The 15,261-nt window shown below is 49.4% G+C and carries 15 protein-coding genes; 2 read left to right on the top strand and 13 right to left on the bottom strand.

Annotated features, from left to right (window positions below; genetic code table 11):
- The first annotated feature begins 40 nt into the window (after positions 1-40).
- Both OEM52_03040 and OEM52_03035 read left to right on the top strand, forming a co-directional pair.
- Positions 41-433, top strand: coding sequence for a nitrous oxide reductase accessory protein NosL (locus OEM52_03040; protein MDK9699114.1), 393 nt, complete (start codon positions 41-43; stop codon positions 431-433).
- Positions 430-1,242 carry an ABC transporter permease gene (locus tag OEM52_03035; GenBank protein ID MDK9699113.1) on the top strand — a complete coding sequence of 271 codons (813 nt, stop codon included), beginning with the start codon at positions 430-432 and terminating at the stop codon, positions 1,240-1,242. Before OEM52_03040 ends, OEM52_03035 begins: the two co-directional genes overlap by 4 nt.
- Positions 1,243-1,290: 48 nt before the next feature.
- Here OEM52_03035 and OEM52_03030 read toward each other — a convergent pair whose 3' ends face one another.
- The 13 genes from OEM52_03030 to OEM52_02970 all read right to left on the bottom strand — a co-directional run bounded on the left by OEM52_03030 (position 1,291) and on the right by OEM52_02970 (position 15,251).
- Positions 1,291-2,106 carry a cytochrome c oxidase subunit 3 gene (locus OEM52_03030; protein MDK9699112.1) on the bottom strand — a complete coding sequence of 272 codons (816 nt, stop codon included), beginning with the start codon at positions 2,104-2,106 and terminating at the stop codon, positions 1,291-1,293.
- Positions 2,103-2,288 carry a hypothetical protein gene (locus OEM52_03025; GenBank protein ID MDK9699111.1) on the bottom strand — a complete coding sequence of 62 codons (186 nt, stop codon included), beginning with the start codon at positions 2,286-2,288 and terminating at the stop codon, positions 2,103-2,105. The genes OEM52_03030 and OEM52_03025 overlap by 4 nt, the downstream gene beginning before the upstream one ends.
- Positions 2,285-2,806, bottom strand: coding sequence for a cytochrome c oxidase assembly protein (locus OEM52_03020; protein ID MDK9699110.1), 522 nt, complete (start codon positions 2,804-2,806; stop codon positions 2,285-2,287). The genes OEM52_03025 and OEM52_03020 overlap by 4 nt, the downstream gene beginning before the upstream one ends.
- A gap of 7 nt (positions 2,807-2,813) precedes the next feature.
- Entirely contained in the window at positions 2,814-3,740 is a 927-nt protein-coding gene (locus OEM52_03015) for a heme o synthase (protein MDK9699109.1), read from the bottom strand.
- A gap of 6 nt (positions 3,741-3,746) precedes the next feature.
- Positions 3,747-4,844, bottom strand: coding sequence for a COX15/CtaA family protein (locus tag OEM52_03010; protein ID MDK9699108.1), 1,098 nt, complete (start codon positions 4,842-4,844; stop codon positions 3,747-3,749).
- Positions 4,845-6,416 carry a cytochrome c oxidase subunit I gene (gene ctaD, locus OEM52_03005; protein MDK9699107.1) on the bottom strand — a complete coding sequence of 524 codons (1,572 nt, stop codon included), beginning with the start codon at positions 6,414-6,416 and terminating at the stop codon, positions 4,845-4,847. It lies immediately after the preceding gene.
- A gap of 4 nt (positions 6,417-6,420) precedes the next feature.
- Positions 6,421-7,215 (bottom strand): cytochrome c oxidase subunit II, encoded by a 795-nt coding sequence (coxB, locus tag OEM52_03000; GenBank protein MDK9699106.1) that lies wholly within the window; start codon positions 7,213-7,215, stop codon positions 6,421-6,423.
- Positions 7,216-7,455: 240 nt separating this feature from the next.
- Positions 7,456-8,133, bottom strand: coding sequence for a c-type cytochrome (locus tag OEM52_02995; GenBank protein MDK9699105.1), 678 nt, complete (start codon positions 8,131-8,133; stop codon positions 7,456-7,458).
- Between the two features lie 98 nt (positions 8,134-8,231).
- Positions 8,232-9,440, bottom strand: a complete 1,209-nt coding sequence (locus tag OEM52_02990) for a hypothetical protein (protein ID MDK9699104.1) — start codon at positions 9,438-9,440, stop codon at positions 8,232-8,234.
- Positions 9,441-9,460: 20 nt separating this feature from the next.
- Positions 9,461-10,153 carry a cytochrome c gene (locus OEM52_02985; GenBank protein ID MDK9699103.1) on the bottom strand — a complete coding sequence of 231 codons (693 nt, stop codon included), beginning with the start codon at positions 10,151-10,153 and terminating at the stop codon, positions 9,461-9,463.
- Complete coding sequence (locus OEM52_02980; protein ID MDK9699102.1) at positions 10,128-10,691, bottom strand: DUF3341 domain-containing protein; 564 nt, start codon at positions 10,689-10,691, stop codon at positions 10,128-10,130. Before OEM52_02980 ends, OEM52_02985 begins: the two co-directional genes overlap by 26 nt.
- Positions 10,684-12,072 (bottom strand): polysulfide reductase NrfD, encoded by a 1,389-nt coding sequence (gene nrfD / locus OEM52_02975; GenBank protein MDK9699101.1) that lies wholly within the window; start codon positions 12,070-12,072, stop codon positions 10,684-10,686. The genes OEM52_02980 and nrfD overlap by 8 nt, the downstream gene beginning before the upstream one ends.
- Positions 12,069-15,251, bottom strand: coding sequence for a TAT-variant-translocated molybdopterin oxidoreductase (locus OEM52_02970; GenBank protein ID MDK9699100.1), 3,183 nt, complete (start codon positions 15,249-15,251; stop codon positions 12,069-12,071). The genes nrfD and OEM52_02970 overlap by 4 nt, the downstream gene beginning before the upstream one ends.
- Positions 15,252-15,261: the final 10 nt, after the last annotated feature.

Genomic DNA, 15,261 nt, shown 5'->3' with positions numbered 1-15,261 from the left:
GTATACGTGAGTAATTTTCTCCGCCTTAATCTGTATCTCGATGCTTGGTTGTAAACCTCAACCGAAACCGGAGCCGTTGCAACGGGAAGATATTTGCGTTGTTTGCAAAATGGCGGTAAGCGATCAACGATTTGCCGCCCAAGCGATACTGCCAAATGGCGAATATGTGAAGTACGATGATATCGGCTGTTTGATCGAAGATAAAAACCGGGCACAACCGAATCGGGTATGGGTTGGCGTTTTCGATACGAAACAATGGGTGCGCGGCGACTCCGCCGTGTTTGTTGCTACCGCCGGCGTTCGGACACCAATGGGATTCGGTTTCCTCGCATTTGCGACCAAACAACAAGCGGAACAATTGCTTGCGAAACATGGCGGCAAAATCATCACCTGGTCTGAATTGGTCGCCAAATCGGCGTATGATCCCCGATGAGTACGTTTACTACACGAGTCGCTTGGGAGTGGCGGAGCGGAATCCGGCAACGGTTTTTGCTCATATACAGCGTCGCAGCGATACTTGGATTCATGTTGTCGTTCTTATTCGGAGGAACGAATGGTAGTAGCGACTTTCGATCTCTGATCGCTGCCGTGCAAGTCGGCGTTTTGTTATTGCCGTTTCTCGCAATCCATCTTTCCGCCATCGACTGCAATAGTACATTGCGAAAAGACGAATTACTGCTCGCGCTGCCAGTTTCCCGCAGTAAACTTTACCTCGCAAAATTTCTTGCACAGGTACTTCTGTTTGGAGCAGGACTGCTTGTAAGTCTAATCGCGTTATCGCCTTTGCTCTTTCGCTTGCGTGGTGCAGCAATTCTCGATGTACTGGCATTGTTTGGGTTGTTTTGGTTACTGGGTAGTTTCTTCATTGGTGCAGGTAATCTGATCGGAATCCTTGCGCGAGGAAGAATTGGTGCGCTTATCGCAGCATCGGCAGTCTGGCTCAGTTTCTCCATTCTTGGCGATACGATTGCAATTTTGCTATCGAATTGGTTGAGCGGGATATCCTATCGAATCGCGCTCTTTACCCACCTTGCGATCAATCCCGTCGCACTTATTCGCACAACCGGGATGCTACTGCTCGGTGGAACCGAATCCTATGGCGCTGCGGGACTATTATGGCTACGAGTGTTTTCTACGTTACCGGGAGCCGTCTTGTTCGCAGTAATCACGACGTTACTCGGAATCGCTGTGGTGGTTGGTATTGGCGTCTGGCGGTTTCAACGTACCGAAGTAGGATCATAAAAGTAAGGCGCTCGTTCGAGCGCCTTTTGAATATCTCTGTAATGTATCCTATCCGACGATTCGAGCCGACAGCAAGTAAATCGTGCCGAACAGGAAGATCCAGATTACATCGACGAAATGCCAGTACCACGACGCGGCAAGGAACGAGAAATGCCGTTCCGGCGTAAAGTGTCCCATTCGCATCCGGACTAACACGACAATCAATAACACGAGTCCGATGGCGACATGCAATCCGTGAAACCCGGTCATGATGTAGAACGATGTTCCGAAGGTTCCGCTTTTCATCGTGAAATTATCGAACTGCTTCAAAAAGCCATACTCAAACGATTGCATCGTGATAAAGATGATGCCCAATAAAACTGTTGACGCTACCAACGCTTCCGCTTGCAAGCGCTTCCCTTTTTGGAGTAAACGGTGCGCAAACTCCATCGTCAACGAACTGGTCATCAATATCAATGTTGCGATAGCCGGGAGCTTGACCGGAATTTCCGGCGAACCAACGGGAGGCCAAACAGCGAAGTGATACCGCGAATAAAAATGATGGGCAAAGAATGCGGCAAAGATTGCAAATTCCGAAACCAACACCAGCAATACCGATTGTTTTAGCCAACGATATTCGTCTACTGCCGACGGTACATCAAACTTCTCGCGAATCATCGCGTGTGCCCAACCGCCAACTCCAAGCAGTGTGACCGCCCCGCCGAAAACGAGCATCCCATAACCCATCGTACCGCCCCATAGCAGCGCCAGTGCTCCGAATGGCAGGAAACCCAATCCCACCGCTAAAACCATCGGCCACCAACTGTTTTCCGGTAAATGGATTACATCGCTTGTCGCCGAGTTGGGTTGATTATGTTCACTCAATGTCCATTCCCCCTATCTGAGCGTTCCATCATCGATGGTTTCGTAAATGGATTGTATTGGGTAACGTCGAGATAGATGTAACACCCCACCGCAAGCGTTACGGCAAGCGTTGACAGCAGTAATCCAAGTTTCCGGTTACGGTGGCGGGTCGATTCACTACTCATATCCAAAGTATTCGTCATTTTGTACTCGTCGGTTTGGGAAACAGCGTATAGTGCATCGTCACGTAATCGATTTCCTTGTCGAGATTCGAGCCGATGGTGTAAATGACTGGCAGCTCGAGGCGTTGATGTGGTAGTAATGTCTGATCGTCGAAACAAAAACACTTCGTCAAATTGATTTTCGATGCGGCGTCTTCCGGCAACACGCTGTGTACGGGTCGAAAGCGAACTGTATCGTTGGTGAGATTCGTGAAGACGTATTTGTTCTGTGCTTCTTTTCCTAACTGTATCGTTTGGATTTGCTCTCCCGAGGCGAAGCTTACTTTCAAACCCTGTGCTACCAATCCGCTAAAGCGCACCTTGATTTCGCGGCCAGTTTGTCCATCGGTTAGCCGTGAGATATTCTTCTCATCTGGCGCGATGGCAATGCCGAGTTTTTGGCAGACCAGCCGATAAAGTGGGACATTCACATAGGCGAACGCGAACATCGCGAACGCGAAGAGAATAAATCCAACCAGGAATTTCCGGTTTCTTTTCATGGTTCCATCAGAGTAGATTTTGTATCCCGGCATCGAGCATCATGGCGATAAACAGAACGAAGAGATACAGAATCGAGTAACCAAACACCTTGCGCGCACTCGGCAAATCTCTCTTCCGCGTCAATGCAAGCACGGTGCGCAGAAACAAGACTCCCAAGACGATTGCCGAAACCGCATAAAACCAACTCGCTCCGCTGAACAACAGCAATCCGCTGGTTCCAAGCATCCCAAGCGAATAGTAAAAAATTTGCCGGCGAGTCGCTTCGTCGCCTTTTACAACCGGCATCATCGGATAATTCACATTCACATAATCGTCTTTGTAGAACAGCGCTAACGACCAGAAGTGCGGCGGCGTCCACATGACGATAATCGCAAACATGATCCATGCCGGTGCGGCGACCGTTCCCGTCATCGCAGCCCACGCGATCGGCGGCGCCATTGCTCCAGCGATTCCGCCAATTACGATATTTTGAGCGGTGCGAGGTTTCAGGTAGAGCGTGTAAAACAAACTGTAAAAGAGAATCGTGAACAATGCAAGTGATGCCGAGAGCCAATTAAAAATAACGGCGAACATTGCGACTGCGATAACTCCAATCGCAACCGAAAAAATGAATGCGTTGCGCGGTTCAATTTTACCTTGTGGCAGCGGACGCCGTTTGCGAGTTCGCGTCATTACCGCATCGCGGTCGCGCTCAAAATACATGTTCAATGCGTTTGCACTGCCGCCGGTCAACAACAATCCAATCGTAACCCAAATCGCATCGAATCCTTTGGTAAACAAGGAGCCTTCTACTATAAGCGCAGCCAACCCGGTGATGAGCACCAGCAGCATGATGCTCGGTTTCATTAACGTGAAGTAGTCTCGCCAAGTTCCTGCGACGTTTGATGTAGCAACATTCGATTGCGCGGCAACGGTTGTCGTTCCTAACTTCAATTTTTCCTACTCCTTCCCGCGCAACAATGCATTGGTTGTGTAACCAGTTTCATACGCAGCAACTACTGTAACGGCAAACAAGGGAACCGCTGTCACCAAATGTGCTAAACCGAACCAGAACGGCACTTTGAATAATAAGTTCGCGAGCCCTAAGAGAATTTGCAACGTCAACAAAGTCGGAATAGCCCGCAAAGCAAACTTTCCGCGTGGCGACACTTGATATCGAAAGCTCATCAATACAGCGACTGTGAGCATCCCGGCAGCGAGAAACGCTAACCATCGGTGAACGAACTGCACCGTTAGCGGATTTCGCACAAGGTTCGTCAAGAAGTTTCCGATATTCTCATCGAACAGAAATGCGAAGGGAGGAATGATATACCCTTCCATTGTCGGCCACGTATTGTAGAGTTGTCCTGCGAAAGTGCCAGCAACTAACGCACCGGACATAATCTGCAAAAAGAGGAATCCAAGTCCCATCCAGATAGTCGTATTTAACTTGCTCGAAATCCGGGGTGTCGCTTCATTCGTAGCCGCGCGCAACGCCGTCCAGAGCAACATTCCGATAAAGAAGAACGCTGTACCAAGATGCAGCGACAGCAACTCAGGTCTGATATCGGTCTTGACGACCAATCCACCCAGAATAGCTTGCGTTAACAACGCTGCTGCGATAACAATCATTCCCGTCCCAATCCGAAGCCGCAGCATTCGATTGCGAAACGTGCGCACGAACAAAGTTAGAAACACAATTCCGGCAATCGCCGCGAGCGCACGGTGGGCATACTCGATCCAGAACATCTGTTGAAACTGCCGTAGTTGCTCAACCGTTGGTTCAGCAACCGATTCCAACTTCAGAATCCGGTTATGGTATGTTTGATAAACCGCTTGCCAATCCGATTCCGTGAACGGCGGCAACACCGTACCATTCACAATCGGCCATTCCGGAATCGAAAGACCAGAACCGGTAAGTCGAACCACCCCTCCCCATACCACCAACGCAAGTGAGATCAGTACCAGCACTGTCAAGCCGGTTACGATCCCGTTGACCGCTCCCGTTTTACTGGTGCGATTTTCCTGTTCGTTCCATGTCATCGTAGCAGTCCGCATTTACGCTACCACCGGAATCTTGGGAAAGTTTTCGACTGGTGGCGGTGAAGACGTCGTCCAATCGAGCGTTTGTTGCACATCGTTCACATTCCATGCGTCAGCCTCGGCGGTCTTCGGTTTGCGCAACGCAAGAATCACTGAGAGTATCAACGTCATGCCACCGATAAACATCAATAGATACCCAATGGAAGCAATTTGATTAAGACCGGTGAATTCCGGGCGTTGAGCATAGTTGTATATCCGCCGTGGCATTCCTAACAATCCCAGTAAGTGCATCGGGAAGAATGTCATGTTCATGCCAAGGAACATTCCCCAGAAGACGATTTTACCCATTTTCTCCGATAAGAAACGACCCGACATTTTCGGAAAGTAGAAGTAGAGTCCGGCAAGAATTCCCATCATCGAGCCGCCGAACAAGACATAATGGAAGTGAGCCACAACAAAATAAGTATCATGGGTTTGCACGTCGATGGGAACCACCGCGAGCAGCACACCACCCATCCCGCCAATCGTAAACAGGCCAATGAATCCTAAACCAAACAACATTGATGTTGTAAAACGAATTTGACCACCCCAAATCGTCGCGAGCCACGAAAAGATTTTAATGCCTGTTGGAATTGCAATCAGCATTGTCATAAACATGAATATCATACGAAGCAGCGGCGACACGCCGGAGACAAACATGTGGTGTCCCCAAACCATAAATCCGATGATTCCAATCAGCGATGTCGCAATCACCATCCCCTTGTAACCGAATAGCTTTTTTCCGGAAAACGCCGGCAATACTTGCGATACCAGTCCCATTGCTGGTACAACCATGATGTATACCGCCGGATGCGAATAAAACCAGAAGACATGCTGATACAAAACCGGATCGCCGCCTTCCGCAGGTCGAAAGAAACCGGTTTGAAACGCTCGATCGGTTAGCAGCATCGTAACAGCACCTGCCAATACTGGCGTTGCCACCAGGATCATGGATGCGTTTACGAGCCACGTCCATGTAAAGAGCGGCATCTTGAACATCGTCATTCCGGGAGCGCGCATGTTGAGAATCGTTACGATGAAGTTGATCGCGCCAAGAATCGATCCGATGCCAAGCAAGTGAACGCCAAAAATCCACATATCAACACCGGGCGATGGAGAAAATTCTCTTCCCGATAGTGGGGGATAGGAAGTCCAACCGGCTTGCGCCGCCCCGCCCACCGCGATAAAACTTCCGTACATGAGCACCATTGCTGGCAAGTTAATCCAAAAACTGAATGCATTGATCTTGGGAAATGCCATATCGCGCGCGCCGATTTGCAACGGCACAAGGTAATTTCCGAATCCGATGAGAGCAGGTATAACGACAAGAAATATCATAACCGAGCCGTGCATTGTAAGGAATTGATTGTAAAGCGTCGGAGACAATACATGACCATCGGCAGTGAACAACTGCATCCGAATAAACCCAGCAAATGCGCCACCAAATAACGAATTGAAGAGCGCAAATAACAGATACATGATTCCGATTTTTTTGTGATCGGCAGTCGTCAACCAATCGACCATACCGCTTTTCGGTGGATGGCTCATTGCGTTATTTCCCTTGCTTCGTTGTCGAGTCGGCTGGCATTGCCTTAGCACTATCCGCTACAACACTTACAGTTTCGTCGATTCTCTGTTCACGCACTTTTTGTTGTATCCAAAGATCGAACTCATCCTGTGTCACCACTTTAAGATCGATGTACATCGCTGCATGCAGTTTTCCGCACAACTCAGCGCATTGCCCCTTGTAGTGTCCGACTTTAGTTGCCTTGAACCAACTGTGCGTCATCTTTCCCGGATTCACATCGAACTTCACACCAATCGCTGGAATGAACCAACTGTGAATCACATCGACACTGGTTCCATTTAATGTCACTACCGAGTTCACGGGAACGACAATCGGCGCTTCGGAATATCCAATGTTGTACTTGAGATATTTATACTCCCAGAAGAACTGATGACCGACGACCTCAACCACCAAATCGCTCTTCGGCGGTACTTCCATCGCCTTGAGTAAACGATACGCTGGGATTGCAATGAGGATGATCGCCAATGTGGGAATTGCCGTCCATGCAATTTCCAATGGCAAATTCTCATGAAACTTCGCAGCTTTACCGCCCGGCTTTGCCCGAAACTTTACAATTGCATAAATCAACAGACCGTGGGCGAGAAACATGAATGGCATGATTAACGCCATCGTGTACCAAAAATCGTTTTTCACCTGTTCCGAGATCGGCGACACCGGATCGAACAACCACGTCGTCATCCCGCTGCTCGCTGCGAATGCCGATGTAGTGCCGATTAACGGTAGCAAAATTGCTGCCCACTTCTTACAATGCTGCTTCATTCATATCTCCGAAGCGTTCGTCCTCTTAGTATATACGATAAAGTAGACCATTAAAGTCGAATTGAAGGGGCGAATATGCTCACAGGAATCGGGAAATGCAAGAGGCTAAGTTGGTTTTCGAATATTTCCACAGAACTTTGTGGATTTATCAGTAGTTAGAATTGTGATGAAACAAGACTTACACAAAAAACGCGGATTTATTATCCGCGTTTTCGACTTCCTTAACTTAACTTTGAATGGTCAGCGAGCGTTTACATTCTTTTGGGTTAACCATAGTGGCAGTTTTGAAGTCGAGGCAGCTCCGCGCGTATTCGATTCCTCAGCAATCAACTTCATGGCAAGTTGAATTGGAATCCGCGGTCCCGGCGCTTCGGTCGCCGCAATAGCCGGAATGTTACTAACGCTTTGTTCCGGCGTCGGTAATGCGGCGATAGCGGCAGAATCGTCATCGGTCGGATTCGGTATCAGTGTGCGAACAAAATGGACTATCGCAAAGCGATCTTCGACCGGCATCAATGGGAATGCCGGCATTTGACCCAATCCCTTTTGGAGCGTAGCAGCGAGCTTTAACGGTGCGTTGCCATTCTTGAATTGTTCAGTTTGATAGTTACGGGGTTTGGGGTTCAACTCTGCCGATTTTGGACCGTCGCCTTTTCCTTCGGCACCATGGCAACTAACGCAATTGGTCGCAAAAAGCTGTTTCCCCTTCGCAACCACTTCCGGAGTGGCAATCCTTAATTTCCGGAAATCGGGGCCTACCGGCGCATCGGCTTTGCGCAGGGAGTCCGGCGGAGTATTAGCCCCTACCTTCACCCCTTGTTGAAATCCCCGCAAGAATATCACCGTCACAACAGCGACAGCAATCGCAGTTAACAGGAACCATAAAACAGGATGAGTAGTCTCGGATTTTTTATTCATCGGTTATCCCAAGTGACGGGAAATCTCCAAATATTGCAAACAACTTCTCAAGCAACGAAAACGAACGAAAACGTCGGGCAAGTTGCCGAATCACTAAGTTAAGCACCCCAGTTCAGGCTCTTCAGAATTCCCGGGTCACCCACTGGTAACACCGAATGCTTCTTGTAGAACCGCAGGGTCATAACGATAAAGAGCCCGGAAAAGAACAGCAACCCGCCGACATCAGCGATCCCCGGTAGCGTTAGCTTTGCATAATGCGCAGGTAGTACCATCCAATAGAGATCGAGCCACTGACCAGCGATGACACATCCCGCTACAAAGAGCAATACTTTTTCGTTTCGCTTCGCATCCGCGCTCAATAAAAAAGCAAATGGGATTACAAACTTTAAGAGCGGCAGTAACACAAAAATGATCCACCAACCTTCTTGCGACCGCTTCATGAAGTAGAATGTCTCTTCCGGTAAATTCGCATACCAAATCAGCATATACTGACTAAATCCGATGTACGACATAAAAGTAGACATACCAAAGATGAAACCGCCAAGATCACGAATATGACCGCTCTTTGTAATCGGTAGTGCTCCGCTCCGTCGCATGAGAATTGCAAAAATCGCAATGACAGCAATACCACTCTGAAAAAGTCCGGTAAAAGTATAGACGCCAAACATTGTCGAGAACCAAGTCGGCTCGAGCGACATCAACCAGTCGTAACTCGCTACCGAAAACGACAACGCAAAGAAAATAATAAATGCAATCGATAGTTTGGTATTGACTTTCGACAACTGCGGGGCATTTTCCTTATCCTGCTTGAGGCTATTCTTCACCATTAGCGTTGCGAACAACAACCAAATGGCCGCAAAGATGATTTGCCGCACAGTGAAAAACGGTTGCGATAACCACGTTGTTTTCGTCCGATGTACTTCGCTGCTTAGTCCATGAAAATTCGTCCAGGTGTCTGACCATTCATACAGCTTCGGTACGCCAAACCAATAGAGAGCGATGAAGAGAATTCCCAACGGAAGAAACGCTGTCATCCCTTCGGGAATGCGGCGAATCGCTGGCGACCATTGTGCACTCGTCATGTATTGAATGGCAGTAAACACAACGCCGGACAATGCGAAGAAAAAGACAAAACAAAAATTGATGATGTACGCCGACCATCCTCGCAACGGATCCATTGCCAAACCGATGCCCCATAGAATTGCGCCGATAGCCGCAACGCCAGTGAACATCGAGATGGTCTTCGCTGGAACATTCCAGGGACCGGGGTTGGGAATTGTCGTAATCTTATAGTCGTGCATGGACATAACCGCTGCTCCGGAATGCGCTATTTCTTTGGCCAGAGTACGCCGTACGTTGTGTCGGGCTCATCGTTTTCAAAGCCGATGCCGCCACTCTTAAATTTCTGTAAATCCGCTGTCGATGGATTACCCGCGCGCTGGAGTGCGCGAATGTAATGAACTACCGCCCATCGTTGTTCCGGGGTAAGTTGATAGGCATAGCTCGCCATGTTTCCGCGACCGCGAGTAATCAAATGATACATTCGTCCATCGGACCATGAGCGAGCGGCACCCGTGACGTAGGAGGGCGGCATCTGCATTCCTTTGGGAATGATATAGCCCATCCCATCCCCTTTGGGTCCGTGACAAACGATGCAATACACATCGTAGTATTTCTTTCCGACTTTGAGCACCTCTTCGGTTGCCGGAAACGGATTCGCCATCTGGTCTTGCAATAACGAATCTGCTAATGTATAGCGATAGGGATGCTCATTTATCGCAACCGATCCGACCGGAGGCTTCCGCATCACCGACAATTCGGCGGTAATGGGGTTATACTCCTGCGCTTTGTAAGCTGGACTGCGGTACATCTGAGGAGCAAACTCCAACTCCGTTCGAGTGCGAGGCCCGCATCCACTCATGAGCAATACTACAACCGCGAGGATAACGATTGCGCTTATCGAAGACCAAGTCGTGCGCCGGAACGCGCTGCGATCAGACCGGGAGTTGACGAATCTCATCGGCGCCTTGTCCTTTCAAAAACTCCATCGCTTTTACATCATCACCATGGGAAAAATTGGGAATGAGTAAAGCAAACCGATTATCAGTCAATTTTGGATCAAGTTTATTCTTAATGACGGCATGCGGACGTGCCATGTAAGCAGTAATCAGCAACATCACAAATGTGGTGACACCACCGATCAGCTCACCACCTTCAAAGGTAATTGGCGCAAATGCTGGCCAAGAGAACAATGGCTTCCCACCAACATTCAACGGGTAATCGACCGCACTGGTATACCATTGCACCCACAACATTAGCGCTGCTCCTGATAAACCAGCACCAAGCGTCGCCCAAGGTATCATCGAATCGGAAATCTTCAAGACTTCCGCGAGTCCGTGAATGGGATACGGCGTAATGGCGTCGACATCTTTGAAGCCATTATCCATCGCATGCTCCGCCGCCTCGACTAAATGCTCCGGAGAATCGAAATAGCCAATCGTCAGCGGTACTTTCGCCGGAGGCATAATCTGCGCTAACACATCCTTGATCTTAAGCATGTGTCGACTCCTTCCGGTGCTTATCGCCAGCTGGCCTTAGCAATACCGATTTAACTTCCGCTAATGAGAGCGTTGGTAACACCCGAATGAATAACAAGAACAATGTGAAGAACAATCCGAACGAACCGATTGTGACACCGAAATCAAAGATGGTCGGTTCGTAAAACGCCCAGTTCGACGGCAAGAAGTCCTGTGCGAGCGATGTAACAATAATGTTGAAACGTTCAAACCACATGCCGACGTTGATCATAATGGCAACCCCGAACATCACGGGAATCGAGGTTCGCATTTTCTTGAACCAGAAGAGCTGGGGAATAATCGCATTACATGTTATCATCAACCACACCGTCCACCAGTAATGTCCGGTCAACCGATTCCAGAACACGAAGCGTTCGTATTGGTTCTCGCTATACCACGCCATAAAGAATTCGGTCGCATAGGCGTAACTAACCATCATACCGGTTGCGAGCATGATTTTATTCATGAACTCAAGGTGTTTGATGGTAATCATTTCCTCGAGCCCGAACGCCTTGCGTAACGGAACGAGCAGCACCATCACCATGGCGAATCCGCCGAAAATTGCACCGGCGACGAAGTAGGGCGGGAAGATTGTCGTATGCCATCCGGGCATAATCGAGGTTGCAAAGTCAAACGAAACGATAGTGTGAACCGACAACACCAATGGAGTAGCGAGACCGGCAAAAAGTAGATACGCTTTTTCAAAGTGTACCCACTGCCGCATCGTGCCGCTCCAGCCGATGGAGAGCAAACCTAAAATCTTTTTTCGGATTTTGCCTTGTGCCCGTTCCCGCATTGCTGCGATATCGGGAATCAAGCCGGTAAACCAGAAACAAAGCGAAATCGTGAAGTAAGTCGATACCGCAAACACATCCCATAAGAGCGGGCTGCGGAAGTTCACCCACAATAACCGTTCGTTCGGCCAATAGGGCAGCAACCAGTATATCGCTAACCATGGACGACCGGTATGCAAGAGTGGAAACATCAATGCGGTGATAACAGCAAAGATGGTCATCGCTTCAGCCGACCGATTGATCGAAGTGCGCCACTTCTGCCGGAGTAGAAATAGAATTGCCGAGATTAGCGTTCCGGCGTGTCCGATACCAACCCAGAATACGAAATTGGTGATATCGAACGCCCACCCGATGGGATGGTTTATGCCCCAGACTCCCACCCCGCGATACATCTGTATCGCAACGCTAAGCACGCCCACGGACAACATGCCAACCGCAACAAGGAATAACGACCACCATCCAATTCCCGGCATCCGCTCGGTAGGTTTGAGAATCGTCTCGGTGACGTCGCCCATCGTCACCTTTTCCGGAATCAGCGGCGCTTCGGCGTACGGTGTAACGGTACTCATACCTTCCCTTTACCGGAGTCGTGCTCCTCATTCTTCGGCGCGGCATGTTCGCCGCCGTTGTGATGTTCTGCCTCATCCCAAGTCTTCGGCATCCGGTGCCGCAGTTTGCGAAGATAGGTAATCGCGGGACGGGTGTTTAAGTCTTCTAAAACTAAAAATCCGCGGGGATCCTGCGACACTTCAGCAATCTTCGATTCTTTATTCAAAATGTTGCCAAAGGTAATCGCATTAGTCGGACAAGTCTGCGCACAGGCAGGTTTGACCTGACCGTCGGGAATCGCTTGGAGTCCGTTGGTTTTGCGGTAATCGTGCCCTTCGCGAATTCGTTGCGTGCAGAAGGTGCATTTTTCCATTACGCCAATCGATCGAACGGTTACATCGGGATTGAGAACCATTTCCATCGGGTGTTGGATATTGCGGCTGCTGTACGCTGTGTTATCAGCCAACCAATTAAAGCGACGCACTTTGTACGGGCAGTTGTTGGAACAGTAACGGGTTCCGACACAACGATTATAGGTTTGAACGTTCAATCCTTCATCGTTATGGGTTGTCGCTACCACCGGGCAGACCGTTTCGCACGGGGCATGAGAACAGTGCTGACAAAGCATCGGTTGATGAATGACTTCGGGATTCTCTTCATCGCCGGAATAATACCGGTCGATGCGAATCCACGCCATTTCACGGCCGCGCAGCACTTGTTCTTTCCCGACAACGGAAATATTGTTTTCTGCTTGGCAAGCGACCGAACAGGCGTTGCATCCGATACACGAATTTAAGTCGATCGACATCCACCAACGCACCGGTTCCCCTGCCGGAGGATTTAAGGCCTTCGGGGGAGCGCCCCACATCGAAGTCATTTCCGGCCGGTGGTGTCCACCCGATTCGGGATTCTCACGCCACTTGTCGAAGGTCGTTTCTTGAACAATCGGGCGGCCTTCGATGTAATTATGCCCTTGCATATTCGCAAGTTTATGGGTACGACCGGTCTTCGTAAGTGTTATCGACAATCCGCTAAACTGAATTTGGTCTCCGGAGACTTGGGTCAAGGGGAAACCGTTGGTTCCCACTTTATTGGCAATTCTTCCACCGGCTGTGCGACCCCAACCCAATGCCAATAATGCGACATTCGCATGAACACCGGGTTGAATGTATACCGGCACTTCGACATTCGTACTTCCAAGGGTCAGTTTGACAATGTCACCGGTTTGAACGCCCAGTTTCTTTGCGCGAGATGGCGAGAGCGAAAGGTGGTTATCCCACGACACTTTGGAAACCGGATCGGGGGTTTCCATTAGCCAAGCGTTGTTTCGCTGCGTTCCATCGTAGGAAATAGCAGTGGTCTGTAACACTAATTGTAAATCGACCGGGTCGCTATGTTTCGTACGGATGGCATTTACCGATTCTGGTAATACTTTCCGCGGTGTTACAGCAACATCAGTTTTGGCAGTGCCAAAGAAACCATCGCGTAATTTATCATTCCACCATTCAATGAATGTATTGGTGCTGGCTTCCGCCATGAACGTCTGCTTCCAAGTCTCCTGTATGAACTCCAACATTGTGGGGACTGCCGCTCCTGCTTTCGTTGCAGCGGTTGTCCAAGCCAAAAGATTCTCTTCGACCGAACGAGTGGTGTATAAGGGAGTGATTACCGGTTGTTTTATTGCGTACAAACCGTTAACCGGCGCGACATCGCTCCAAGTTTCTAATCCGTGGGATAACGGTAAAATCCAATCGGCTTGTAATGCCGTTTCATCAATCCGGTCGGCAAGCGATACGACCAAATTTACGGACTGTAACGCCTCAGCAATGCCAAGCTCGGCGGGAGCGTGGTACAACGGATTGGTTCCGGCGAAAATAACGGTATCGAACTTTCCTGCCTTTAATTCTTTGGTAAATTCGATCAGGTCACGTTGGGTACCGAGTCGTTGCTGGGAGAACCATGTGGAACCATCGACCGTTCGTCCTTCGTTTTCCAGCAAGACGTTCACAAGGCTAACAGCAATTTGCAGTGCGAGAGAATTGTTACCCTGTACGGCAGTACTTCCAGCTACAACGAGCGATTTTCCGCGATACCGATTGATTTCTTTCGCCAACCGCTTGATAAGCCCTTCGGGAAGGTTGGTATTCTTCTCAATCTTCGAGGGGGCATAGGCGCTCAGCACATTGCGTAATTTCTGGTTGTCTTCCTCTTTCTCGAATGCATTGCGTCCCATCTGCGTGAGTACATACGCAAGCGAATAAGCTATCGGTGCTAAATCATCCGGGGATATTAAGAATCGCTCGTCGGCATTGGCACCTGATAATGTCATCGCCGGTTCAAACGATACCACTTTTGCCATATCCTCTTTCGAGGGTTTTCGCATGATACCGTATCCATGCGCCGCTTCCACCGGAGATGCTGAATTGCCAAAGGGATCGTGACCAAATAAGACCAGATATTGGGCTTGGTCGTAGCGGTAGCGGGGACGCACCGTAGTGCCAAATACCACCGATTGTGCCCGCAGTAAATCGTCCTCGCCCAACGGGTCATATTGAAACAGCGATACACCTGGAAACGCGGCTGCAAACTCTCGCCAGACTCGCTTCATAGCCACGCCGTTCTGATGATTTCCGACGATAGCAATCTTGCCGGGAGCTTTTTTCAATGCCGCGAGAATCGCTTCGTCTGCTTGAGCGAAAGTAACTTGTTCCGGTGTCCGTTTACCACGGTAATACTTTGTCGGTTGTTGCAAGCGGTCGGGATCGTATAGATCCAAGACGGTTGCCTGTCCGCGGGCACACAGTTTCCCATGATTGACCGGGTGATTTGGATTCCCTTCCAATTTTATCGGTCGACCTTCGCGGGTTTTCACCAAAGTTCCACACTGTGCAGCACAACCGCTACAGGTACTGGCGTACCAAACAGCAACTCCCGGTGTAATTTCTTCGGGAGCTACAACATAAGGAATTATTTTTTCAACTGGTCGACGGGCACAACCGACCGTGGCTAATACCATCGCTGCGCCAGTTAATTTTAATAAATCGCGCCGGGAAAGATGGAAATTGACTTCGCCCGCCTCATTCATCATTTCTGCGGGTTTTGAAAAGAATTCTTCGCGCCGGATTTGCTCGACAGTATCGGAACCGTTGAGTTCTTCCATCGTAGTCCAGTAGCGCGGCTTTTGTTCGTTCAAACTCATTCGTTCCTCG

This window comes from bacterium, assembly GCA_030247525.1.
GTDB lineage: Bacteria > Electryoneota > JAOADG01 > JAOADG01 > JAOADG01 > JAOTSC01.
Note: the sequence above shows the minus strand (reverse complement) of the source record. Positions and strands in the feature narration are given on the sequence as shown.

Bases quoted from the DNA above. Each gene is read 5' to 3' on its own strand.
- OEM52_03025 (MDK9699111.1), bottom strand. From the start codon at position 2,288: ATGACGAATACTTTGGATATGAGTAGTGAATCGACCCGCCACCGTAAC.
- ctaD (MDK9699107.1), bottom strand. From the start codon at position 6,416: ATGAGCCATCCACCGAAAAGCGGTATGGTCGATTGGTTGACGACTGCC.
- OEM52_03040 (MDK9699114.1), top strand. From the start codon at position 41: ATGCTTGGTTGTAAACCTCAACCGAAACCGGAGCCGTTGCAACGGGAA.
- nrfD (MDK9699101.1), bottom strand. From the start codon at position 12,072: ATGAGTACCGTTACACCGTACGCCGAAGCGCCGCTGATTCCGGAAAAG.
- OEM52_03020 (MDK9699110.1), bottom strand. From the start codon at position 2,806: ATGAAAAGAAACCGGAAATTCCTGGTTGGATTTATTCTCTTCGCGTTC.
- OEM52_03035 (MDK9699113.1), top strand. From the start codon at position 430: ATGAGTACGTTTACTACACGAGTCGCTTGGGAGTGGCGGAGCGGAATC.
- OEM52_02995 (MDK9699105.1), bottom strand. From the start codon at position 8,133: ATGAATAAAAAATCCGAGACTACTCATCCTGTTTTATGGTTCCTGTTA.
- OEM52_03010 (MDK9699108.1), bottom strand. From the start codon at position 4,844: ATGCGGACTGCTACGATGACATGGAACGAACAGGAAAATCGCACCAGT.
- OEM52_02970 (MDK9699100.1), bottom strand. From the start codon at position 15,251: ATGAGTTTGAACGAACAAAAGCCGCGCTACTGGACTACGATGGAAGAA.
- OEM52_02980 (MDK9699102.1), bottom strand. From the start codon at position 10,691: ATGCTTAAGATCAAGGATGTGTTAGCGCAGATTATGCCTCCGGCGAAA.
- coxB (MDK9699106.1), bottom strand. From the start codon at position 7,215: ATGAAGCAGCATTGTAAGAAGTGGGCAGCAATTTTGCTACCGTTAATC.
- OEM52_02985 (MDK9699103.1), bottom strand. From the start codon at position 10,153: ATGAGATTCGTCAACTCCCGGTCTGATCGCAGCGCGTTCCGGCGCACG.
- OEM52_02990 (MDK9699104.1), bottom strand. From the start codon at position 9,440: ATGTCCATGCACGACTATAAGATTACGACAATTCCCAACCCCGGTCCC.